Source organism: Acinetobacter defluvii (assembly GCF_001704615.3).
GTDB classification, from domain to species: Bacteria; Pseudomonadota; Gammaproteobacteria; order Pseudomonadales; family Moraxellaceae; genus Acinetobacter; species Acinetobacter defluvii.
On record NZ_CP029397.2, the window covers coordinates 413,469 to 435,532 of the forward strand.

At 40.1% G+C, this 22,064-nt stretch carries 20 protein-coding genes and 5 tRNA genes; all 25 read left to right on the forward strand.

The features are described 5' to 3' along the window. Positions 1-2 precede the first annotated feature (2 nt). The 25 genes from hemC (at position 3) to rpoB (ending at position 21,952) form a co-directional block, all read left to right on the forward strand. The gene (gene hemC, locus DJ533_RS04295; protein ID WP_065995174.1) at positions 3-929 is read left to right on the forward strand and encodes a hydroxymethylbilane synthase; all 927 of its coding nucleotides are present in this window, start codon (positions 3-5) and stop codon (positions 927-929) included. After that, complete coding sequence (locus tag DJ533_RS04300) at positions 929-1,711, forward strand: uroporphyrinogen-III synthase (protein WP_065995161.1); 783 nt, start codon at positions 929-931, stop codon at positions 1,709-1,711. Before hemC ends, DJ533_RS04300 begins: the two co-directional genes overlap by 1 nt. Further along, positions 1,708-2,550: a hypothetical protein gene (locus DJ533_RS04305; protein WP_065995162.1), complete on the forward strand. Its 843-nt coding sequence runs from the start codon at positions 1,708-1,710 to the stop codon at positions 2,548-2,550. Before DJ533_RS04300 ends, DJ533_RS04305 begins: the two co-directional genes overlap by 4 nt. Before the next feature lie 4 nt (positions 2,551-2,554). Further along, positions 2,555-3,751, forward strand: coding sequence for a hypothetical protein (locus tag DJ533_RS04310; protein WP_065995163.1), 1,197 nt, complete (start codon positions 2,555-2,557; stop codon positions 3,749-3,751). A 9-nt stretch (positions 3,752-3,760) separates the two neighbouring features. Next, complete coding sequence (locus DJ533_RS04315; RefSeq protein WP_065995164.1) at positions 3,761-4,192, forward strand: acyl-CoA thioesterase; 432 nt, start codon at positions 3,761-3,763, stop codon at positions 4,190-4,192. A 260-nt stretch (positions 4,193-4,452) separates the two neighbouring features. After that, positions 4,453-4,779 carry an H-NS histone family protein gene (locus DJ533_RS04320; protein WP_065995165.1) on the forward strand — a complete coding sequence of 109 codons (327 nt, stop codon included), beginning with the start codon at positions 4,453-4,455 and terminating at the stop codon, positions 4,777-4,779. A gap of 162 nt (positions 4,780-4,941) precedes the next feature. After that, entirely contained in the window at positions 4,942-5,685 is a 744-nt protein-coding gene (gene gspN / locus DJ533_RS04325; protein ID WP_065995166.1) for a type II secretion system protein N, read from the forward strand. Positions 5,686-5,687: 2 nt separating this feature from the next. Further along, on the forward strand, positions 5,688-6,545 hold the full coding sequence (locus DJ533_RS04330; protein ID WP_065995167.1) for a type II secretion system protein N: 858 nt from the start codon (positions 5,688-5,690) through the stop codon (positions 6,543-6,545). Positions 6,546-6,586: 41 nt separating this feature from the next. Beyond that, positions 6,587-8,830, forward strand: a complete 2,244-nt coding sequence (gene gspD / locus DJ533_RS04335) for a type II secretion system secretin GspD (RefSeq protein WP_065995168.1) — start codon at positions 6,587-6,589, stop codon at positions 8,828-8,830. 125 nt (positions 8,831-8,955) lie between these two features. After that, a complete protein-coding gene (locus tag DJ533_RS04340) occupies positions 8,956-9,660 on the forward strand; it encodes an FHA domain-containing protein (protein WP_065995169.1) in 705 nt (234 codons plus the stop codon). A gap of 74 nt (positions 9,661-9,734) precedes the next feature. Then, positions 9,735-10,403, forward strand: coding sequence for an HAD-IA family hydrolase (locus tag DJ533_RS04345; RefSeq protein WP_065995170.1), 669 nt, complete (start codon positions 9,735-9,737; stop codon positions 10,401-10,403). Positions 10,404-10,552: 149 nt separating this feature from the next. Next, positions 10,553-12,046: an anthranilate synthase component I gene (gene trpE / locus DJ533_RS04350; protein ID WP_065995171.1), complete on the forward strand. Its 1,494-nt coding sequence runs from the start codon at positions 10,553-10,555 to the stop codon at positions 12,044-12,046. 97 nt (positions 12,047-12,143) lie between these two features. Beyond that, positions 12,144-12,219 (forward strand) — tRNA-Thr (locus DJ533_RS04355). A 55-nt stretch (positions 12,220-12,274) separates the two neighbouring features. Further along, positions 12,275-12,358 (forward strand) — tRNA-Tyr (locus DJ533_RS04360). 35 nt (positions 12,359-12,393) lie between these two features. Then, positions 12,394-12,469, forward strand: a tRNA-Gly gene (locus DJ533_RS04365). A 13-nt stretch (positions 12,470-12,482) separates the two neighbouring features. Then, a tRNA-Thr gene (locus tag DJ533_RS04370) sits at positions 12,483-12,557 on the forward strand. A gap of 148 nt (positions 12,558-12,705) precedes the next feature. After that, on the forward strand, positions 12,706-13,896 hold the full coding sequence (gene tuf, locus DJ533_RS04375; RefSeq protein WP_065995613.1) for an elongation factor Tu: 1,191 nt from the start codon (positions 12,706-12,708) through the stop codon (positions 13,894-13,896). 45 nt (positions 13,897-13,941) lie between these two features. Further along, positions 13,942-14,017, forward strand: a tRNA-Trp gene (locus DJ533_RS04380). 76 nt (positions 14,018-14,093) lie between these two features. Then, a complete protein-coding gene (secE, locus tag DJ533_RS04385) occupies positions 14,094-14,534 on the forward strand; it encodes a preprotein translocase subunit SecE (RefSeq protein ID WP_065993995.1) in 441 nt (146 codons plus the stop codon). 7 nt (positions 14,535-14,541) lie between these two features. Continuing rightward, positions 14,542-15,075 carry a transcription termination/antitermination protein NusG gene (gene nusG / locus DJ533_RS04390; RefSeq protein WP_065993996.1) on the forward strand — a complete coding sequence of 178 codons (534 nt, stop codon included), beginning with the start codon at positions 14,542-14,544 and terminating at the stop codon, positions 15,073-15,075. A 116-nt stretch (positions 15,076-15,191) separates the two neighbouring features. Next, complete coding sequence (gene rplK / locus DJ533_RS04395; RefSeq protein ID WP_004868049.1) at positions 15,192-15,620, forward strand: 50S ribosomal protein L11; 429 nt, start codon at positions 15,192-15,194, stop codon at positions 15,618-15,620. 3 nt (positions 15,621-15,623) lie between these two features. Beyond that, positions 15,624-16,319, forward strand: coding sequence for a 50S ribosomal protein L1 (gene rplA, locus DJ533_RS04400; RefSeq protein ID WP_065993997.1), 696 nt, complete (start codon positions 15,624-15,626; stop codon positions 16,317-16,319). A 311-nt stretch (positions 16,320-16,630) separates the two neighbouring features. Then, the gene (gene rplJ / locus DJ533_RS04405; protein ID WP_065993998.1) at positions 16,631-17,137 is read left to right on the forward strand and encodes a 50S ribosomal protein L10; all 507 of its coding nucleotides are present in this window, start codon (positions 16,631-16,633) and stop codon (positions 17,135-17,137) included. A 48-nt stretch (positions 17,138-17,185) separates the two neighbouring features. Next, positions 17,186-17,557 carry a 50S ribosomal protein L7/L12 gene (gene rplL, locus DJ533_RS04410; protein ID WP_065993999.1) on the forward strand — a complete coding sequence of 124 codons (372 nt, stop codon included), beginning with the start codon at positions 17,186-17,188 and terminating at the stop codon, positions 17,555-17,557. A 306-nt stretch (positions 17,558-17,863) separates the two neighbouring features. After that, entirely contained in the window at positions 17,864-21,952 is a 4,089-nt protein-coding gene (rpoB, locus tag DJ533_RS04415) for a DNA-directed RNA polymerase subunit beta (RefSeq protein ID WP_065994000.1), read from the forward strand. The last annotated feature ends 112 nt before the right edge of the window (positions 21,953-22,064 follow it).

The window sequence follows — 22,064 nt, forward strand, 5'->3', positions numbered from 1 at the left end:
TGATGAAAACCCTGAAAATAGCGACCAGACAAAGTCCGCTGGCGATGTGGCAAGCAGAACACATTCGTGACCGATTAGAAGCACTTCATCCGCACATTTCTGTGGAGTTGGTGACCTTTGTGACACAGGGCGATAAAATTTTGGATACGCCATTGGCAAAAATAGGTGGAAAAGGGTTATTTGTTAAAGAGTTAGAAGCGGCATTGTTGGATGGGCGTGCTGACTTGGCTGTACATTCCATGAAAGATGTACCAATGCAATTACCTGAGGGTTTAGAGCTTGCGGTGATCTGTGAGCGAGAAGACCCATTTGATGCTTTTGTGTCAAATCAGTATGAAAAATTTGAAGATCTACCACACGGTGCAAAGCTCGGTACTTCAAGTTTACGCCGTAAATGTCAGGTTCTAAAACAGCGTCCAGATTTAGAGGTGATTGATCTGCGTGGCAATGTCGGTACACGTTTATCAAAGCTAGATGCGGGGCAATATGATGCCATTATTTTAGCCAGTTCAGGTTTAAAGCGTTTAGGTTTAGATGAGCGTATTCGTCATACACTTGCACCTGAAATAAGTTTACCTGCGGTAGGACAAGGTGCTTTAGGCTTAGAGTGCCGTCGTGATGATCAAGAGGTTTTAGATTTGATCCTGCCTTTAATGCATCATGAAACTAATGTCTGTGTACGTGCAGAGCGTGCTTTCAATGCATATTTGGAAGGTGGTTGCCAAGTGCCGATTGCAGGTTATGCAACTTTAGATGGTCAAACCATTCAGCTCGAAGGACGTGTCGGGAGTCCTGACGGTCAAACATTATTGGTACAACAAGTTCAAGGTCATGCCGATCAAGCTGAGCAATTGGGTGTACAACTCGGTAAAGCATTACTTGCACTGGGTGCAGGTGATTTACTTAAAGCACTCTATCATCAAGATTAATGTTATTTATAAATACGCGACCGACTGACCGTGCTCAGACATTAACCCAATGTCTGACACAGGCAGGGGTGGCGGTTGTTGAATTGCCTTTATTGGTGTTGTCTGCTCGTCCCTTTTCGCCAGAATTGCAAACATTGTATCAACGGTTGTGTGATACTGATGTGATTGTGGTGGTCAGCCCAACTGCTGTTGAAATTGGGATGCAATATTTACAACAAAGTGGCTTGCACCTAGCACAATTAGAGCATATTGAGTGGATTGCTGTGGGGCAAACGACAGCGCAAGCCTTAAAAAAATATCAGATTGAAAGTTTAGTTCCTGCTGTAGAAACCTCCGAAGGAATGTTGGGGTTGAGTATTTTTGAAAATCGAGAAAATCTAAAAAAAATTGCATTTTGGCGTGGTGAGGGTGGACGTCAGTTTATGATGCAACATTGCCAAAGTCGTCAGATCGAAGTGTTAAACTTTGTTTTATATGAGCGCCATTTACCAGCGACGACATTAGAAAAATATACTGCCATGTTGTTGATATTGTCTGATTTCTCTGTGCCTTATGTAGTTTGCATCAGTAGTGAGGCGAGCTGGTTAAACTGGCTAGATTTAAATGTATCTAATTTAAACTTGATTCCGCAATGTCATTATTTGGTATTGGGTGAACGTTTGTATCAAATTTTGCAAGAACATAAGAGAAAAGCTGGGATGTGTTTTAATATCAGCATCCTTGATAATTTAAAAGCCAGCACAGTGTTGCAGCAAATTCAGCAATTGCAAAGGAATGTATGAAAAAGTTTATCTATCTCTTATTTTTTATAGCGATGGCATGGCTGATTAAACTTAGTTATGACTTTTATCATGTATCCAAACAGCTCACAGAGATTCAAAATAGTTTGCATCAAAGTGAGCAAAAAAGTGCTACATTGAATGATCAGGTGGTCGCACTACAGCGAGATCCTACAGCGAACAGAGCAACACCTGCTAAAAACACACAAAATACTATTGTACCTAAACAGCCTGAAACGCAAACTATTCAAGCTTCAACTGTTATTAAGCAACAGTTAGAATTGGTTAAGTTTGCCTTGCAGCAACAGCAGTATATTTTTGCTTTAGAACAATTGGTTTCGCTAAATCAAAATCTTGATCAATACAATTTAGCAGAAGCACTTAAAGGAAGTTTGCATCAAGCGATTCAACAAGATATACAAAGTATTCAAAAGTTTAGTCAAGCACGTCAAGAACAACAGCAACAGTTAAATAATGTGCTACACCAATTCGACCATGATATTCACAGTGAAATTCAACATCCAAATTTAAGTCCTGCTCAACCTAATGCTGAGCATTTCTGGCAACGTTGGTTTCAGGTTCAACGAGTAGATCAGCACACTCCAGAACTGGTAAATCGCAGACTGATTTTAAAAGAAAGTCAGTTGAGAATTATCTTGGCACAGCAAGCGTTGCTGCGTGGTGAATATGTTGAATACCAAAATATATTAAAACTGGTGATTCAGCAATTAGACCAGTTACCTGATGCTAAAAGTCAAAAGCTCAAACAACAGTTAATCAAAATACAGCAAATACCAATTTTGACGGCCCCTAAACTCAATACAGCCACGGTATTGGGGTGAGTAGATGAAGCAAATTGTTTTAGTGTATGGATTTATTGCTTTAATTATATTGGCATTGCTGAGTCTGTTCAGTTATTCCGCAGGGGCGGGCTATATTTATATCTATTGGCACACGATACAAATCCAAACCAATATTTGGATAATGGTGTTTTTCTTTCTCATTTTAAGCTTTATTGCACATGCCACTTGGTATTTGATTAAACGTTATGTTAATCGAGAGCGTCGTAAAATTGAAAATGCCTTAAGCTTTAGTCGATTGCATCCTTATGAACAACTGGGTGTGGTTTGGTTATTAGAAGGTGAACGAGATAAACAAGATTTTATTGAAACGATATTTAATCAGTCTGCTTTATTAAAACAAATTGTTCAGGCTCGTCTTTTGTTTAGACAACAAGATTATGCAGCAGCATTAAAGATACTTGAGCAAAGTTCAACTGCTGCTTTTGAGTTGGCAGAAATCCAACGCATAGAAATTCATTTGGCACAAAATCAAGCCCAACACGCACTGACTCATTTAGAGTTTTTAAATGGACATCAACTCTCCCCTTGGTTAAACCAAGTCAGTGATGCCTATGCACATAAATTACAAGCATTATGGGGCGAGTTTGCTATTCAATATCCATTTCAGTATTTACATTCTACTCAATTTGGAAAGTTATTAAGTTTAGAAGCCAAACAACAGTGGTTAACTGAATTATTATCTCAAATTGAAAATGCAAGCTTAGAGGAAAACGAGCTTATTCAGCAGCGCTATTTAAATATAATGCCTTCTTTAGAGATGTTGCCTTATGCAATAAAAGTGCTCTGGTTAAAATTATTAACTCGTTATCCTGAAATGGCGCAACAGCATCAAAATCTAGCTTTGCATTTATTAAATGAAAAATTTGATCAAGATGTATTTTATTTGTTGTTCCAACAACATTTATTGCGTCAAAATCCAGATTATGAATATATTGAGCAGCAAATTGACGCTTTAGAGAAGAAATATTTAGGTATGCCTGTTTTTGCTTTTGCCAAATGGCATATCTATACTGCAACAGGGAAAATTGAGCAAGCTGAACAATTATTGTCTTTATATCCAGATGATATTTTAATGAATTATTTAAGGATTAAATCGACCTTAAAAGGTGATGAGACACTGATTTTACAGTTAAACTCAATTTTTGAAAATGATGCAAATTTTGTGAAATTTAAAATTTAAGGACAATTCATGATTGAACTATCGCATTATCCAGTTATTTATGAACAAAAAGTTGCATGGGGTGATATGGATGCATTTGGTCATGTGAATAATGTGCAATATTATCGTTATATTGAAAGCGCAAGAATTGAATATTTCGATGCCTTAAATGTATTTGCGGAAGAAACTTTAACAGTGGTTGCTTCAAGTCAATGTAAATATTTAAAACCCGTTTTTTATCCAGATCAATTAAAAATATATACTCGAACTGATGAAATGCGAAATAGTGCGATTCGTATGCATTATGTTTTATATAGTGAACAACAACAGCAAATCGTTGCGGACGGCGAGGCTGTAGTTGTCTTTGTGGATAAAATAAATATGAAAAAAATGGCTATTCCTGAAAGTTTAAGACAAAAAATAATGGCTTTAGAAAGTCAGGTTGGGAATTATTTGAAATAGAATATTTTTTTAGTCAATGCGTAAAATTTAATTTAGTTTATATTATGTTTGGCTCTTAAATATTTAAATTAAAATGAATAAAACCTAGGTATTTTAAAATATTAAGTGTTTTTATTTGGTTTTATAAAGCCGCAGGCTATATTATTTTTTTGTTTATTTATGTGAGTGGGTAGAAGGTTAAGTATTGCTAATTAATATGATTAAAAATATTATAAGCAAGAATTATTTCAAATAATTATTACATTGACTATGGAGTTAATATGATGCCGGATATTAGTAATCTTTCAGTAGAAGAGTTAGAGCGTTTAACAGCACAAGCAGAGGCATTGATTGAATCAAAAAAAGATCAAAAAATTGAAGACGCTTATAATAAAATTTTAGAAATTGCTGAATCCGCAGGTTTAACTTTAGAGCAATTTATTGAGTATGGTTCACACAAACGTAAAAAAACTACACGTAAAGCAGTAGAACCACGTTATCGCAATAAGAATAATGCTTCAGAAACGTGGACAGGGCGTGGCAAACAACCACGTTGGTTAGTTGCTGAAATTGAAAAAGGTGCAAAATTAGAAGATTTCTTGATCTAATCTTCATCTTAATGTCATTCAATGATCATAAAATCCAAAAACCAAGCAAATCTGCTTGGTTTTTTTATAAGAGTGAATTGGAGATATTCAAAAATTATGCATAATGTGTAGCTAGGGCATCATCTTGCATGGAAGAATAAATGAATATGTTGGTATGGCTAGATGAATAAAAAATCAAAACAGTTAACTTGGTGGATGATTGGCATCATTGCCTTTTTTGTTTTTGTATTGTTACAAGTTCCAGCGACATGGTTAATTTCGAAATTTTATAAAAATAATCAAAGCTTACAAAACGTCAGCGGTAATATTTGGCAAGGTCAAGCCGATTGGCATAAAGGCAATTTACGCGGTTCTATCACTTGGCGCACGCGTCCTTTAGATTTAATTTTATTACGTGCGGGTGCAAATATTGAAATCCATAGCGGACAAACACAACTCAAAGGAGTTGCTGCATATGGTTTGGGGAAACGCATTACGATTAAAAATATGACAGGACAAATCGCCCCTGAAACGTTAAAAACTATTGTGGATTGGCAATGGCCTACCAATGCCATTCAACTTAAAGATGTCAGTTTTAAATTTAAAAAAGACATAGGCTTTAGTGATAGTGATGGGCAGTTACAATGGGCAGGGGGTGAACTCATTTACACCTATGCACAACGTCAAGATCGTATGAATATGCCGTCACTGAATGGTCAGTTGAAAGATGAAGCTGGAAAACTTATTTTTGATATCCAAGATCAACGTAGCCAGAAAATGGTTAATCTGACGCTTGATCCCAGTATGATGTTAGATGTCCAATTAACACAGCGCTTTTTGTTGAATGTTCCGTCTTATGATGGTAAAGCGGGTTTGGATACCTATGTGATTAGTAGTCGTCAACCCTTGTTGCAAGGTGGGGTATAACGATGAATATTAAACAACAATTTGAACACATTTCTTGGAAAAAACTAGATCATCTTGCACCTGTGGTTTTGTTGTTGCTTATTTTGGCGTTATGTTGGAAATTAGCAGCTATGTTTTGGTGGACAATTGCACCACCGCAAGTGATGCAGCCTGAAACCGTACAGTTAGGGGCACAACAACCCCAAGTCCCGAATATTTCAAGTTTTGCGCTGTTTTATGAAGCGAATCAAAGCCAAGCACAAGCAGATGAGACTATTCCTATGCAGCTCCAAGGGGTTGTGGTGGGTTATCCAAGCCGTAATTCTTCCGCCGTGATCAAGGTGAATGAAGTGGCTGATCGTTTTGTGGTAGGGCAAGAGATTGAAAATAGTGGTTATCAATTATCGGAAGTGTATTGGGATCGGGTTATTTTACGTCAAGCTAGCGGTGCAACACGAGAGTTGAAATTTAATAGCTTAGGTAATTTGTATCAGCCGATTGAGCCAAATCCAACAGCTTCGGCAGGTGTCGCACCACTACAACAACAAGCGCAGCCTACCCAAGAGTCTTCGCCAAGTAATAGTCAAACTGCACTGACGCAAGCAATTGAGAAAATGAATCAAGACAAAGATCAATATCTAAAAAATATGGGTGTCAATACGCAAGGTGGGCAGGGATATGAGGTTACAGACCAAACCCCTTCAGCACTCCGTAATAAATTAGGCTTAAGATCAGGTGATCGCATTATTTCTTTAAATGGGCAGCCTGTAGGTCAAGGACAAAGTGATGTACAACTGCTAGAACAAGCAAAACGCGATGGCAAAGTACGAATCGAAATTAAGCGTGGTGATCAGGTGATGACCATTCAGCAAAGTTTGTAAGTGATCAGAACTACAAATAGAACTAGGAAAGATAATAAGTTATGGCTTTTTTGAATCATCGACCAGTCTGGGCTCTCGTAGCTGCTGCTCCTTTAATGACGGTTATCAGTACGGCAAGCTATGCACAAACGTGGAAAATCAACTTACGTGATGCGGATTTAACAGCTTTTATTAATGAAGTTGCGGACATCACAGGTAAAAACTTTGCAGTTGATCCTCGTGTACGTGGCAATGTGACTGTGATTTCAAACAAGCCATTAAATAAAAATGAAGTCTATGACTTATTTTTAGGTGTGTTGAATGTCAATGGTGTGGTGGCTGTGCCTTCAGGCAACACCATTCGCCTAATTCCAGACAGTAATATCCGTAACTCAAGTGTACAGTATGATCCTCGTAATAATGCACGAGGCGATCAGATCGTGACACGGGTGATTTGGCTTGAAAATACCAACCCCAATGATTTGATTCCAGCATTACGTCCTTTAATGCCACAATTTGCACATATGGCAGCGATTCAAGGGACGAATGCTTTAATCGTTTCAGATCGTGCTAGTAATATTTATCAAATTGAAACCATTATCCGTAACTTAGATGGTACGGGGCAAAATGATATTGAAGCAATTACTTTGCAGTCTAGCCAAGCAGAGGAAATTATTACTTTACTCGACTCTATGGCAGCCACAGGTGCTTCAAAAGATTTTGCAGGTTCTCGGGTGCGAATTATTGCGGATAAACGCACCAATCGTATTATCTTAAAAGGTGATCCAACTTCACGTAAGCGTTTACGTCATATGGTAGAAATGCTGGATGTACCTTCAGCAGATCTGTTAGGCGGATTAAAAGTATTCAAATTAAAATATGCCAACGCTAAAAATCTGTCTGAAATTTTACAAGGTCTTGTCACAGGACAAGCAGTTAATTCAAGCACTAACAATAATAATGGCACAAGCAATACTTCAATGAGTAGCTTAACCAATAGCAGTAGTAGCGGCTCTTCGATCAGTAATACATCAAGTGGATCAAGTACTACAGGTTCATCAATTAATTTAAATAGTAATTCATCCAATAACAACCAAAACAATATCAGTAGTTTTAATGCCAATGGTGTCAGTATTATTGCGGACAGTACCCAAAATGCACTGATCGTAAAAGCTGAACCGCAACTTATGCGTGAAATTGATACTGCGATTCAACAATTAGATCTGCGTCGTCAACAAGTTTTGATTGAAGCTGCGATTATTGAAATTGAAGGGAGTGATACCGATCAACTCGGTGTACAGTGGGCGATGGGAGATTTGAGTACGGGTGTAGGCTTGATTAACTTCTCTAATGTGGGTTCAAGTTTGGCAAATCTTGCAGCAGGTTATTTAACAGGTGGCGCGGCAGGGATTGGTGCTGCAATGGCTGGAAATAGTAATCAAGGTGCAGGTACATCTTTAATCTTAGGTGACTATAAAGAAGGGGCAAATGGTTCACGTAAACTCTATGGTGCGATGATCCAAGCCTTAAAACAGAAGACCAAGTCTAATCTATTGTCTACTCCCTCTATTGTAACCATGGACAATGAAGAAGCCTATATCGTAGTGGGTGAAAACGTTCCTTTTGTTACAGGTTCGGTGAGTACAACGGGAGGTACTGCAAATCCTTATACTTCAATTGAACGTAAAGATGTCGGGATTACCTTAAAAGTGACGCCACAAATCGGAGAGGGTGGTTCAGTGCGTCTAGCTGTTGAGCAAGAGGTTTCTGATGTTAAAAATAATCGTGGTCAAGCAGCAGATTTGGTGACCAGTAAGCGTGCGATTAAAACCACGGTATTGGCAGACCATGGGCAAACAGTCGTTTTGGGTGGGTTAATTTCAGATGACACTACAGTAGGTCGTCAGTCTGTACCCTTCTTAGGGGCGATTCCGGGCTTAGGGCGTTTATTTCGATCGGACAATAACAACAATCAAAAACGCAATTTGTTGATCTTTATTCATCCAACCATCGTGGATGACAATAATGATATGCGTCGTTTAACGCAGCAGCGTTATGATCAAGTATATGGTTTGCAATTGGCGATGGATAAAGATGGCAACTTTGCTAAATTGCCTGCTCAAGTTGAAGATATCTATCAACAGCGTTTACCCTTTACCTCAAACTCTCAAGCTCAGCCAAAGATAGTGCAGCCTGCACCTGCGCCACAAAATTATCAGCAAGTGCCTTCTGGTGGTAAAAATCAAGCTGTGACAACACCAGTAGCGGAAGATCAGTCACAAATTCAGCAACAAAAGATCAATTAAATTCTAGCGCAACTAGTTTTTATATAGGAATGATGTGGGATTCAGTGTGATGTGCGGTTGTTAGTACTATTAAAAACTGAATTTCACATGTTAATATGTTTTTGAATCAGAATGAGAAGATCATCATGACTTGGAAATTAAAGGCAATTAGCGCAGAACTTGAAGGCAAAGAAGTCCTCATTAACAAAGATATGTTGGTGGGTCGTCATCAAGATGCAGAAATTCAATTGCAATCGGCTGAAGTATCTCGCCGCCATGCTGCTTTTTTAGTAAAAGATGATGCACTTTGGGTTCAAGATTTGAAATCATCCAATGGTACATTTGTAAATGATGTTCGTGTCGATGATCAAAAACTATTAAAAGATAATGATATTGTTCAATTTGCCAGTTTAAAGTTTCATGTCTATGCTCCTGCTGTACAAGCAGAGGTGATGCCTGAACAGGCATCAACCGTTGTTGTTCCAGACGTTGTAGAAGAAATTATACAACCTGTAGAAGCGATTGCGACTTCAGAAATTGACCAAAAAGATGTAGAAAAGACAGCTGCACAACAAATGAATGAGCAAGGTATGTCTGAGCTTTCTGCACGAGATGAGAATGTTCAACTCTCTCGTGATGGTATGCCAACCCATATCGGTGTGCCAAAACCTGCACCAATTCCAAAAGATGTGGATATTCATGCACCAAGCACACCAGAAGCATGTGATATTAAAACACCTGATGTTTGTGTAGAGAAAGAAGCTGAAACGCAAAAAAATGCACAAATCGGTTTAATTACCATCATTGCTTTGGTGATTCTAGCAGTGATAGCTTGGCTATTTTTTAAATAAGCCTTGTTTTCGATTTACAATCAAGGCATGCAATCGCATGCCTTTGTTTTATCAGTGATCATTGGATGTAAAGTATGAATGTTGCAAAGTTGGATCAACGAGAACTTATTTTATTTGATTTGGATGGCACGTTGGTTGACTCTGCCTTTGACTTATATCGAGCAATGAATCTGAGTTTAGAGCGTTTAGGATTGCCTTTGGTCACAGAAGCGCAAGTGCGTATTTGGATTGGAAAAGGTACAGCATTGTTTTGTGAAAGCACTTTGCGCTACTTAAAAGGGGAGGTTGATCCAAGTTTACAGCAACAGCTTTTGGCGACATTTTTAGAGATTTATAATGCTGATCCTTGTGTGGACACGAAACCCTTTCCTGGTGTTTTAGAATTTTTACAATGGGGAATACAAAATAATAAGAAACTGATTTGTGTGACCAATAAGCCCGAGCAACCTGCACGAAAAATTTTAGAAATACTACAGATGGATCATTACTTTGTAGATGTGGTCGGTGGGGATCGCTTTGATCGACGGAAGCCTGATCCGATACAGTTAAACTACTGCATAGAGCGCTATCAATCATCGGCTGAAAAAACCTTAATGATTGGTGATTCAAGTAATGATGTCGAGGCTGCACGTCGTGCGCAGGTTGATTGTGTTGTGCTCAGCTATGGCTATAATCATGGTGAAGATATTCAATTGTGTCAGCCACAACAAGTGATTGATAATGTCATGGAATTATTCGCTTAAAATCATGTGACTCCTTACACTAGAGCCTGCAAAAATAAATTGATGAAAAGGAAAGAGGAATGAACAGTAAACAAGTTTTTCGATGGCGACACTAAGTGCAATCCATATTTCAATCAACTTAGTAAAATCGAAAAAGAGAAAATTTCCTGATGACTACATTCAATCAATTTGAGCAATTAAAAACGGCAGGCTACAACCTGATTCCTATCTATCGCCAACGCCTTGCAGATACAGATACACCACTATCTGTGTTTGCACGAATAAAAGATCATAAACAAGCGTATTTATTTGAATCTGTAGAGGGTGGTGAGAATTGGGCACGCTATTCAATCATTGGTTTAGGCGAATCAACAGTTTTCTCTTGTAATGCAGGACAACTAACTATTCAACATGCCAATGGTGAGTTGAGCCAACAAGCTTGCTCAGACCCATTTCAATACATTCGAGATTTTCAAGCGCAGTTTAAAGTGCCATCACATGATTTAATTCCAGTGTTGCCAAAATTCACAGGGGGATTGGTGGGGTACTTTGGTTATGATTCTGTGCGCTATATTGAGCCCCGTTTAAGCAATATGCCTGAAGCTGACCCTGTAGGGCTGCCTGATCTATGGATGATGTTGTCTAAAACAGTAATCGTATTTGATAACCTAAAAGACACCTTATTTTTAATTGTGCATGCAGATGTTCATGATGCAGAAGCGTATACAAAAGCACAGCAACAATTAGATGAATTAGAAGCTTTGCTGGCAACACCGATTAGCTTACAAGCCAAAACACACACAGCACCACACTTTGAATCCTTAACAGGCAAAGAACGTTATTTGGCTTCGATTGAAAAAGTCAAAGAATACATTCGTGCAGGCGATGTCATGCAAGTGGTACCTGGGCATCGCATGGTATCGGATTTCGATGGTGAGCCTTTACAAGTTTACCGTGCATTGCGTCATTTAAACCCATCACCCTATTTATTCTTAGTACAAGGGCAGACTTTAGAAAATAATCAACCCTTCCATATAGTCGGTTCGTCACCAGAAATTTTATCCCGTTTGGAAAATGGTATTGCCACAGTAAGACCACTTGCAGGTACACGCCCACGTGGAAAAACCAAAGAAGAAGATTTGGCACTTGAGCAAGATTTACTTTCTGATGAAAAAGAAATCGCAGAACATTTAATGTTGATTGATTTGGGGCGTAATGACGTTGGTCGTGTCTCAAAAATTGGCAAAGTCAAAGTGACTGATCAAATGGTGATCGAACGTTACTCGCATGTCATGCATATTGTTTCGAATGTGCAAGGAGAAGTGTTGGATGATGTCGATGCTTTGGATGTTTTTAAAGCAACTTTCCCTGCTGGAACACTTTCAGGCGCACCTAAAATCCGTGCAATGGAAATTATTGACGAAGTTGAACCTGTAAAACGTGGAATTTTTGGTGGTGCTGTTGGTTATTTAGGCTGGCATGGTGAAATGGACATGTCGATTGCGATCCGTACCTGCGTAATTCGTGAAAATAAGGTCTATGTACAGGCTGGAGCTGGCTTAGTTTATGACTCAAATCCCGAATCTGAGTGGAATGAAACCCAAATAAAAGCTCGTGCAGTGATCAAAGCGGTTGAATTATCATCAAATGGATTGATTTTATAGGTTTTTCGCAATTTTTTTTAAAAAAACACTTGCAAGGATTTTTGTTTTTGCTAAACTGCACACCGTTCCGATACGAAACGTACGAAACAAAAGAAACGCCGGCATAGCTCAGTTGGTAGAGCAACTGACTTGTAATCAGTAGGTCCACAGTTCGAATCCGTGTGCCGGCACCATCTTAAAGTTTTGTGATATAGTAGTAAAGGTTCAGCACTGAAAGTAAGTGTAATTGGTGAGGTTCCCGAGCGGTCAAAGGGAGCAGACTGTAACTCTGCCACGAAAGTTTCGAAGGTTCGAATCCTTCCCTCACCACCATTAACTTTGATTGAAGTGGTTTATACCAACATTAAGCGGGAGTAGCTCAGTTGGTAGAGCGGTAGCCTTCCAAGCTACATGTCGCGAGTTCGACCCTCGTCTCCCGCTCCAATCGAAGATGATTGCTCTTATAGCTCAGTGGTAGAGCACTCCCTTGGTAAGGGAGAGGTCTCGAGTTCAAATCTCGATAAGAGCTCCAGATTACAGTTTAGTAGATTGAAATCTACAAAAATTTTTAAAAAGCAGGCTTATTAGTCTGCTTTTCAAGTATTGGGTGTCTGGTTTTTAGACAATATGTCGATGGGTTGTATTTAGAACTGTGTTCGACGTAAACGAGGAAAATAAACATGGCTAAGGCTAAGTTTGAACGTAATAAGCCACACGTAAACGTGGGCACAATCGGTCACGTTGACCATGGTAAAACAACTTTAACAGCTGCAATTGCAACTGTATGTGCAAAAACTTTTGGCGGTGAAGCGAAAGATTACGCTGCAATTGACTCTGCACCAGAAGAAAAAGCACGTGGTATTACAATTAATACGTCTCACGTAGAATACGACTCTCCAATCCGTCACTATGCACACGTAGACTGCCCAGGACACGCCGATTATGTTAAAAACATGATCACAGGTGCTGCTCAAATGGATGGCGCGATCCTTGTATGTTCAGCGACTGATGGTCCAATGCCACAAACTCGTGAACACATCCTTCTTTCTCGTCAAGTAGGTGTACCTTACATTATTGTTTTCTTAAACAAATGTGACATCGTTGATGATGAAGAGTTAATCGAATTGGTTGAAATGGAAGTTCGTGAACTTCTTTCTACTTATGACTTCCCGGGTGATGACACTCCGGTGATCCGTGGTTCAGCTTTAGCTGCACTTAACGGTGAAGACGGTCAATACGGTGTTCCAGCTGTTCTTCAACTTGTTGAAGCACTTGACACTTACATCCCAGAACCAGAACGTGCGATCGATAAAGCATTCTTAATGCCAATCGAGGACGTATTCTCTATCTCTGGTCGTGGTACAGTAGTCACTGGTCGTGTTGAATCAGGTATTGTGAAAGTAGGCGAAGAAGTTGAAATCGTAGGTATCAAAGACACGGTTAAAACAACTGTAACTGGCGTTGAAATGTTCCGTAAACTTCTTGACGAAGGTCGTGCGGGTGAGAACTGTGGTATTCTTCTACGTGGTACTAAACGTGAAGACGTACAACGTGGTCAAGTATTGGCTAAACCAGGTTCAATCAAACCACACACTAAATTCGACGCAGAAGTATATGTACTTTCTAAAGACGAAGGTGGTCGCCATACACCATTCCTTAACGGTTACCGTCCACAATTCTATTTCCGTACAACTGACGTAACTGGTGCAATCCAGTTGAAAGAAGGCGTTGAAATGGTAATGCCTGGTGACAACGTTGAAATGTCAGTAGAATTGATCCACCCAATCGCAATGGACCCAGGTCTACGTTTCGCGATTCGTGAAGGTGGTCGTACAGTAGGTGCTGGTGTAGTTTCTAAAGTTACTGCATAATCATTATATCTCAAACCGAGGATTACGATTCTCGGTTTGTATTATAGGTCAGTAGTTCAATTGGTAGAGCGTCGGTCTCCAAAACCGAATGTTGGGGGTTCGAGTCCCTCCTGACCTGCCATATTTTTTAAATAAAAAGCTTGATGCCGACTGATCTGGTCATATAATAAGTCGCGAATCCTACGACGAGTAAAAGAATGTCGAATGATAAATCGCGTGACGCAATGGGCGGCGCGCCAATTCCTCAAAGAAATAACCCTGCTGAAGTAGTCAGTTCTGGTACACCATTTGATGTGGTGTTATGGATTGTCGCATTGGTATTGTTGGTCGGTGCAATGTTGGTAAATCAGTTTTTACCTGCATATTGGGCGCCTGCAAATAGTATTTGGGTGCGTATTGGGGTAATTATAGCTTGTATCGTAGTGGCTTTAGGTTTATTATACGCCACCCATCAAGGCAAAGGCTTTGTTCGTTTGTTGAAAGATGCTCGATTAGAATTACGTCGAGTGACTTGGCCGACGAAACATGAAACAGTCACAACTTCATGGCAAGTCCTGCTGGTAGTAGTAGTTGCTGCAATCATTCTGTGGTGTTTTGACTACATCATTGGTTGGTTTATGAAGTTTATTATCGGGTAAGAGAGCTATGAAACGTTGGTACATTATTCATGCCTATTCTGGTTATGAAAAACAAGTGATGCGTTCACTTAATGATCGAATCCAGCGTAGCGCTGTTGCTGATAGCTTTGGTGAAGTTCTTGTCCCTACTGAAGAAGTAGTGGAAATGAAGGATGGTAAGAAACGTAAATCAGAGCGTAAATTCTTTCCGGGCTATGTATTAGTTGAAATGGAAATGAATGATGAGACTTGGCATATCGTGAAAGAATGTCCAAAAGTATTAGGTTTCATCGGTGGTACAGCAGAAAAACCTGCACCGATTACGCAAAAAGAAGCTGATGCGATTCTTGCACGTGTACGCAATACGGGTGAAGCACCACGTCCTAAGACGATGTTTGAGCCAGGCGAAGAATTATTGGTGATTGACGGTCCATTCACAGACTTTAAGGGTGTGGTGGAAGAAGTTATATACGATAAATCACGTTTAACCTTAACGATTAACGTGTTTAATCGACCAACGCAAGTGGAATTGGAATTTCGCCAAGTCGAAAAAACAATTTAACTCTCAGTGGTTGAAAAGCGCCCGATTTAATCGGGCATTGTTATTATCGCAACAAACTGTTTGTTGTGTGAATAAATGGGGAGCCTAGCGGCGTTACTACCCAGAGGTAATAGATAATGGCTAAGAAGATTGACGGCTATATCAAGCTGCAAGTTCCAGCTGGTAAAGCGAATCCATCTCCACCGATTGGTCCTGCACTAGGTCAACGTGGTGTGAACATCATGGCATTCTGTAAAGAATTCAATGCTGCAACACAAAAAGTTGAAGCTGGTCTGCCAATTCCAGTTGTGATTACTGTGTACAACGATAAATCGTTCACATTCATCATGAAAACTCCACCTGCTGCGATTCTTCTTAAGAAAGCTGCGGGTATCCAAAAAGGTTCAGCTGTACCTAACAAAACTAAAGTTGGTAAGTTGACTCGTGCTCAATTGGAAGAAATTGCGACTACTAAAGAACCAGATTTAACTGGTGCTGATTTAGACGCACGTGTTCGTACCATCGCTGGTTCTGCACGTTCTATGGGCTTGGAAGTGGAGCTATAAGACATGGCAAAGTTAACTAAACGTCAAAAAGCCATTGTTGCTGCTATTGAAGCAAACAAAGTTTACACTTTGGAAGAAGCAGTTGCAGTTCTTAACGGCCTTCCTGCAGTAAAATTCAAAGAATCTTTGGATATCGCTGTAAATCTAGGTGTTGATCCTCGTAAATCTGACCAAGTTGTTCGTGGCGCGACTACACTTCCTGCAGGTACTGGTAAAACTGTACGTGTTGCTGTGTTTGCACAAGGTGCTGCTGCTGAAGCTGCTAAAGCTGAAGGTGCAGACGTTGTTGGTTTTGATGATCTTGCTGAAAGTATCCAAGCGGGTAACCTTGATTTCGACGTAGTCATTGCTGCGCCTGACGCAATGCGTGTTGTTGGTAAATTGGGTACGATTCTTGGTCCACGTGGCTTAATGCCAAACCCTAAAGTGGGTACTGTAACTCCTGACGTAGCAAACGCTGTTAAAAATGCGAAAGCGGGTCAAGCGCGTTACCGTGTAGACAAAGCGGGTATCATTCACGCTGCGATCGGTCAAGTTGGTTTTACTGCTGAAGCTGTTCGTTCAAACGTTGAAGCACTTGTTGCTGACCTTAAGAAAGCAAAACCAGCAACTTCTAAAGGTATCTACATTCAAAAGATCACTTTGAGCTCAACTATGGGTCCTGGTCTTACAATTGATGTAACAAACGTTTCTAAATAAGTTTTGGCTTATTTGACGAGATAAAAGAATTTTAAAGCCCTGAGTAGAAGTCAAAGTGCTACTTTGAATTTTGCGCAAGAAACGCTCTGTCGTATTTTGCAAGCTTAGGCGAACTTTGAATTGATAAATAAATATTTATCAGCGTCAAAGACCTCAGGCGAGGTCGCTTTTCGAAGTGACTTCTTAAAAATCCAGTCTGAGTAGACGCGGTGGTGTGATTTGTTCATCCTCCGCGTGTAAATCGAAAGATTTACGAATTGGGAGTGCATCATCTTTTGTAGATGCATAAATCACCGTTAGGAGGTTTTACAATGGCTCTTCTTATCGAAGACAAAAAACAGATCGTAGCGGAAGTAACTGAAGTTGCTTCAACTGCGTATGCTGCTGTTGTTGCTGACTATCAAGGTTTAACTGTTGAGCAATTAACTGCTCTTCGTGTTGAAGCGCGTAAACTTGGTGTTGCTACACGTGTTGTACGTAATACTTTGGCGAAACGTGCGCTTCAAGATACTCAATTTAATATCTTGAGCGACAACCTTGTTGGTCCAACAATCTTAGCTTTCTCGACTTCTGAAGATGACATGGGTGCAGCTGCACGCTTGTTTGAAGAATTCGCTAAAACGAACAAAGCATTTGAACTTAAAGCTGCTGCATTTGATGGCAAAGTTTATCAAGGTGCTGAAGTTAGCGTGATTGCGAATCTTCCAAACCAAGAAAAAGCGCTTACTATGCTTGCAAACGTTCTTCAAGCTCCTATTTCGAAATTGGGTCGCCTTATTACAGCGCTCAAAGAGAAAAACGAGTCAGAAGCTGCATAAGCTTAAATCTATTTACACACCATTCAATATCCATTTGGAGTTACTCTCATGGCTTTAACTAACGAAGAAATCCTAAACGCAGTTGCTGAAAAAACTGTTCTTGAACTTGTTGAATTAATTTCTGCTTTCGAAGAAAAATTCAATGTATCTGCTGCTGCTGTAGCTGTAGCTGCTGCTCCAGGTGCTGGTGCTGCTGCTGCTGAAGAGCAATCAGAATTCACAGTTGAACTTGCTAGCTTCGGTGCGAACAAAGTTGCTGTAATTAAAGCAGTTCGTGAAGCAACTGGTCTTGGTCTTAAAGAAGCGAAAGATCTTGTTGAAGGCGCTCCTTCTGCAATTAAAGAAGGCGTTTCTAAAGAAGAAGCTGAAGAACTTAAGAAAAAACTTGAAGAAGCTGGTGCTGAAGTTAAACTTAAGTAATCGCTTAGGGAGTCGATTATTTAAAAATCGACTCCACAAATTGGCTGATAGCTCTTGGGCTATCAGCCTTTTTGCGTTACAATAATCGGCTCGATTTTGGATTGAATGATATAAAAATCATCAATTTTAAAAATAAGCAAATAAAATCAAACGCTTAACAATATTTTTCCATTTTAAAAATATTGTTAAGCGTTTTATACCACTGAAAATTGCAGCATTTGTAAAAGGTGGTGGTCATATCGACCTGCGTAATTCCTTCTAAATCCGTTCTGCAGGCGGGTTTAGTTTACTTTCCGAGGACTCCAGATGGCATACTCATATACCGAAAAGAAACGGATCCGTAAGAATTTTGGTAAATTGCCCCAAGTTATGGATGCTCCGTACCTGCTCGCGATCCAAGTCGACTCGTACAGAACATTCTTACAAGATGGCAAAACTCCAAAAAACCGCGAAGATATCGGTCTCCAAGCCGCATTTCGTTCAGTGTTTCCAATAGAAAGTTATTCTGGCAATGCTGCTTTAGAATTCGTTGAGTATAGCCTTGGTAAACCTGAGTTTGATGTGCGTGAATGTATTCTTCGCGGCTCAACTTATGCGGCACCAATGCGCGTAAAAATTCGTTTGATCATTAAAGATCGTGAAACGAAATCAATCAAAGACGTTCGTGAGCAAGAAGTGTACATGGGTGAAATGCCACTCATGACTGAGAACGGTACATTTGTGATTAACGGGACTGAGCGTGTAATCGTATCTCAGTTACATCGTTCACCAGGTGTATTCTTTGACCATGATAAAGGTAAAACCCATTCAAGCGGTAAAGTGTTGTATTCAGCACGTATTATTCCTTATCGTGGTTCATGGTTAGACTTTGAATTTGATGCGAAAGATTTAGTTTATGTCCGTATTGACCGTCGTCGTAAATTGCTTGCGACTGTGGTTTTACGTGCCTTGAATTATACTAATGAACAAATTCTAGACATGTTCTATGAGAAAGTTCCGGTATATCTTGATATGGGCAGCTATCAAATTGACCTTGTTCCAGAGCGCCTACGTGGTGAAATGGCACAATTTGATATCCTTGATAATGATGGCAAAGCGATCGTTGAACAGGGCAAGCGTATTAATGCACGTCATGTACGTCAAATGGAAGCAGCAGGTTTAACTAAGCTCCCTGTTCCTGATGAATACTTGTATGAGCGTATTGTTGCACAAGACATTACTTTGCATGATGGTGAAGTGATTGCAGCAAATACAGTGCTTAGTCATGAAGTGATGGTAAAAATCGCTGAAGGCGGCGTTAAACAATTTAACGTATTGTATACCAATGATATCGACCGTGGTCCATTCGTTGCAGATACTTTACGTGCAGATACAACAACAGGTCGTGAAGAAGCACTTGTTGAAATCTATAAAGTGATGCGTCCAGGCGAGCCACCAACAAAAGAAGCGGCTGAGAATCTATTCAATAACTTATTCTTCTCAACTGAGCGTTATGATTTGTCGCCAGTGGGTCGTATGAAGTTTAATCGTCGTTTAGGTCGTCCATATGAAGTGGGTACTGACCAAAAATCACGTGAAGTTGAAGGTATCTTATCGAACGAAGATATCACTGATGTATTAAAAACATTGGTTGAAATCCGTAACGGTAAAGGCGAAGTCGACGATATTGACCATTTAGGTAACCGTCGTGTGCGTTCTGTTGGTGAAATGACAGAAAACCAATTCCGTGTAGGTCTTGTTCGTGTTGAGCGTGCTGTAAAAGAACGTTTAAGCCAAGCTGAAACAGATAATTTGTCACCACAAGATTTGATCAATGCCAAACCAGTTGCTGCTGCGATCAAAGAATTCTTTGGTTCAAGCCAATTGTCTCAGTTCATGGATCAAAACAACCCATTGTCTGAAATTACACACAAGCGTCGTGTATCAGCACTCGGTCCTGGTGGTTTAACACGTGAACGTGCGGGCTTTGAGGTACGTGACGTACATCAAACTCACTATGGTCGTGTATGTCCAATTGAGACTCCTGAGGGTCCAAACATTGGTTTGATCAACTCACTATCCGTTTATGCGAAATGTAATAATTTCGGTTTCTTGGAAACACCATATCGTAAAGTGGTCGATGGTCGTGTAACAGATGACGTTGAATATTTATCTGCGATTGAAGAAGTAGGGACTGTCATTGCACAAGCCGACTCCATTGTAGATCAAGATGGCAACTTACAAGAAGAGTTCGTATCTGTACGTCATCAAGGTGATTTTGTTCGTATGCCTCCTGAAAAAGTGACGCATATGGATGTTTCTGCGCAGCAAGTTGTATCTGTAGCAGCATCATTGATTCCATTCCTTGAACACGATGATGCCAACCGTGCATTGATGGGTTCAAACATGCAACGTCAGGCTGTTCCTACCTTACTTGCTGACAAACCACTTGTTGGTACGGGTATGGAAGCAAACGTAGCGCATGACTCTGGTGTATGTGTGATTGCAAAACGTGGCGGACGTATAGAGTACGTGGATGCTTCTCGTGTGGTAATTCGTGTAAATGAAGACGAAATGATCGCAGGTGAAGCAGGTGTAGATATCTATAACTTGATTAAATACACCCGCTCAAATCAAAACACCTGTATTAACCAAAAAGTGCTTGTAAGCCTTGGTGATAAAGTAGGTCGTGGTGATGTACTGGCTGATGGTCCATCGACTGATGGTGGTGAGTTAGCACTTGGTCAAAACATGCGTGTCGCATTTATGACTTGGAATGGTTATAACTACGAAGACTCGATCTTATTATCTGAACGTGTCCTCCAAGAAGACCGTTTAACCTCGATTCACATTCAAGAATTGTCATGTGTTGCACGTGATACCAAGCTAGGTGCAGAAGAAATCACTGCCGATATTCCTAACGTAGGTGAAGCAGCGCTGTCTAAACTTGACGAATCAGGGATTGTTTACATCGGTGCTGAAGTTACCGCAGGCGATATCCTTGTAGGTAAAGTAACACCAAAAGGTGAAACGCAATTAACACCTGAAGAAAAATTGCTTCGTGCAATCTTTGGTGAAAAAGCGGCTGACGTAAAAGATTCATCTTTACGTGTATCTTCTGGTGTGAAAGGTACTGTTATCGATGTTCAAGTCTTCACTCGTGATGGTATTGAGAAAGATGAGCGTGCTCAAGCGATTGAGAAAGCACAACTTGATGCTTATCGTAAAGACTTGAAAGAAGAATACAAAATCTTTGAAGAAGCAGCACGCGAACGTATTGTTCGTTTGTTGAATGGTCAAGAGTCAAATGGTGGCGGTACCACTAAACGTGGTCAAAAAATCACTGAAGATTTATTGTCTAGTTTAGAGCTTGTTGATCTTCTTGAAATTCAGCCTGTTGACGAAGCTATTGCAGAGCGTTTAACGCAAATTCAAGTATTCTTAAAAGAGAAGAGTCTTGAAATTGATGAGAAGTTTGCTGAGAAAAAACGCAAACTTTCGACTGGTGATGAGCTTACAACTGGCGTATTGAAAGTTGTGAAAGTGTACTTGGCTGTGAAACGTCGTATCCAACCGGGTGATAAAATGGCGGGTCGTCACGGGAACAAAGGTGTTGTATCAAACATCTTGCCTGTCGAAGATATGCCACATGATGCAAACGGTGTACCTGTAGATATCGTATTGAACCCGCTTGGCGTACCATCTCGTATGAACGTGGGTCAGATTCTTGAAACGCACTTAGGTATGGCTGCCAAAGGTCTTGGTGACAAGATTGACAAGATGTTACAAGAACAACGTACGATCCTTGAGTTACGTGAGTTCTTAGACAAGATTTATAACAAAGTGGGTGGCGAGCAAGAAGATCTTGATAGCTTAACTGATGAAGAAATCTTGGTATTGTCAGGTAACTTACGTAAAGGTGTACCTTTAGCGACTCCAGTATTTGATGGTGCTGAAGAAGGTCAAATCAAAGACTTACTTGAACTTGCGAATATTTCACGTACAGGTCAAACTGTATTGTATGATGGTCGTACAGGTGAGCAATTTGACCGTCCAGTAACTGTTGGTTACATGTATATGCTGAAGTTGAACCACTTGGTTGATGACAAAATGCATGCGCGTTCTACAGGTTCTTACTCTCTTGTTACACAACAACCATTGGGCGGTAAAGCTCAATTCGGTGGTCAGCGTTTCGGTGAGATGGAGGTTTGGGCACTTGAGGCTTATGGTGCTGCTTATACACTTCAAGAAATGCTTACTGTGAAGTCGGATGACGTTGAAGGTCGTACCCGTATCTATAAGAATATTGTAGATGGTAACCATTATATGGACCCAGGTATGCCTGAATCGTTCAACGTATTGACCAAAGAGATCCGTTCTTTAGGTATCAACATTGAACTGAAAAATGGTGACTAATTAGTTCCATTGAATCTCCCTTGCGAAGCAATGCTTCTCACCTCTTAATAAAGAGGGGCAAGGGGGATTTGTCAGTGAAAAAACAATATTTGTGACCCAGTTGTAGAGTGAA

What these genes read in the sequence shown, in the direction of transcription:
- rplA (WP_065993997.1), top strand. Translation starts at nt 15,624, where the DNA reads ATGGCAAAGTTAACTAAACGTCAAAAAGCCATTGTTGCTGCTATTGAA.
- DJ533_RS04310 (WP_065995163.1), top strand. Translation starts at nt 2,555, where the DNA reads ATGAAGCAAATTGTTTTAGTGTATGGATTTATTGCTTTAATTATATTG.
- rplJ (WP_065993998.1), top strand. Translation starts at nt 16,631, where the DNA reads ATGGCTCTTCTTATCGAAGACAAAAAACAGATCGTAGCGGAAGTAACT.
- rplK (WP_004868049.1), top strand. Translation starts at nt 15,192, where the DNA reads ATGGCTAAGAAGATTGACGGCTATATCAAGCTGCAAGTTCCAGCTGGT.
- hemC (WP_065995174.1), top strand. Translation starts at nt 3, where the DNA reads ATGAAAACCCTGAAAATAGCGACCAGACAAAGTCCGCTGGCGATGTGG.
- DJ533_RS04330 (WP_065995167.1), top strand. Translation starts at nt 5,688, where the DNA reads ATGAATATTAAACAACAATTTGAACACATTTCTTGGAAAAAACTAGAT.
- DJ533_RS04345 (WP_065995170.1), top strand. Translation starts at nt 9,735, where the DNA reads ATGAATGTTGCAAAGTTGGATCAACGAGAACTTATTTTATTTGATTTG.
- nusG (WP_065993996.1), top strand. Translation starts at nt 14,542, where the DNA reads ATGAAACGTTGGTACATTATTCATGCCTATTCTGGTTATGAAAAACAA.
- gspD (WP_065995168.1), top strand. Translation starts at nt 6,587, where the DNA reads ATGGCTTTTTTGAATCATCGACCAGTCTGGGCTCTCGTAGCTGCTGCT.
- tuf (WP_065995613.1), top strand. Translation starts at nt 12,706, where the DNA reads ATGGCTAAGGCTAAGTTTGAACGTAATAAGCCACACGTAAACGTGGGC.
- secE (WP_065993995.1), top strand. Translation starts at nt 14,094, where the DNA reads ATGTCGAATGATAAATCGCGTGACGCAATGGGCGGCGCGCCAATTCCT.
- DJ533_RS04315 (WP_065995164.1), top strand. Translation starts at nt 3,761, where the DNA reads ATGATTGAACTATCGCATTATCCAGTTATTTATGAACAAAAAGTTGCA.
- gspN (WP_065995166.1), top strand. Translation starts at nt 4,942, where the DNA reads ATGAATAAAAAATCAAAACAGTTAACTTGGTGGATGATTGGCATCATT.
- rplL (WP_065993999.1), top strand. Translation starts at nt 17,186, where the DNA reads ATGGCTTTAACTAACGAAGAAATCCTAAACGCAGTTGCTGAAAAAACT.
- DJ533_RS04320 (WP_065995165.1), top strand. Translation starts at nt 4,453, where the DNA reads ATGATGCCGGATATTAGTAATCTTTCAGTAGAAGAGTTAGAGCGTTTA.
- trpE (WP_065995171.1), top strand. Translation starts at nt 10,553, where the DNA reads ATGACTACATTCAATCAATTTGAGCAATTAAAAACGGCAGGCTACAAC.
- DJ533_RS04305 (WP_065995162.1), top strand. Translation starts at nt 1,708, where the DNA reads ATGAAAAAGTTTATCTATCTCTTATTTTTTATAGCGATGGCATGGCTG.
- DJ533_RS04340 (WP_065995169.1), top strand. Translation starts at nt 8,956, where the DNA reads ATGACTTGGAAATTAAAGGCAATTAGCGCAGAACTTGAAGGCAAAGAA.
- rpoB (WP_065994000.1), top strand. Translation starts at nt 17,864, where the DNA reads ATGGCATACTCATATACCGAAAAGAAACGGATCCGTAAGAATTTTGGT.
- DJ533_RS04300 (WP_065995161.1), top strand. Translation starts at nt 929, where the DNA reads ATGTTATTTATAAATACGCGACCGACTGACCGTGCTCAGACATTAACC.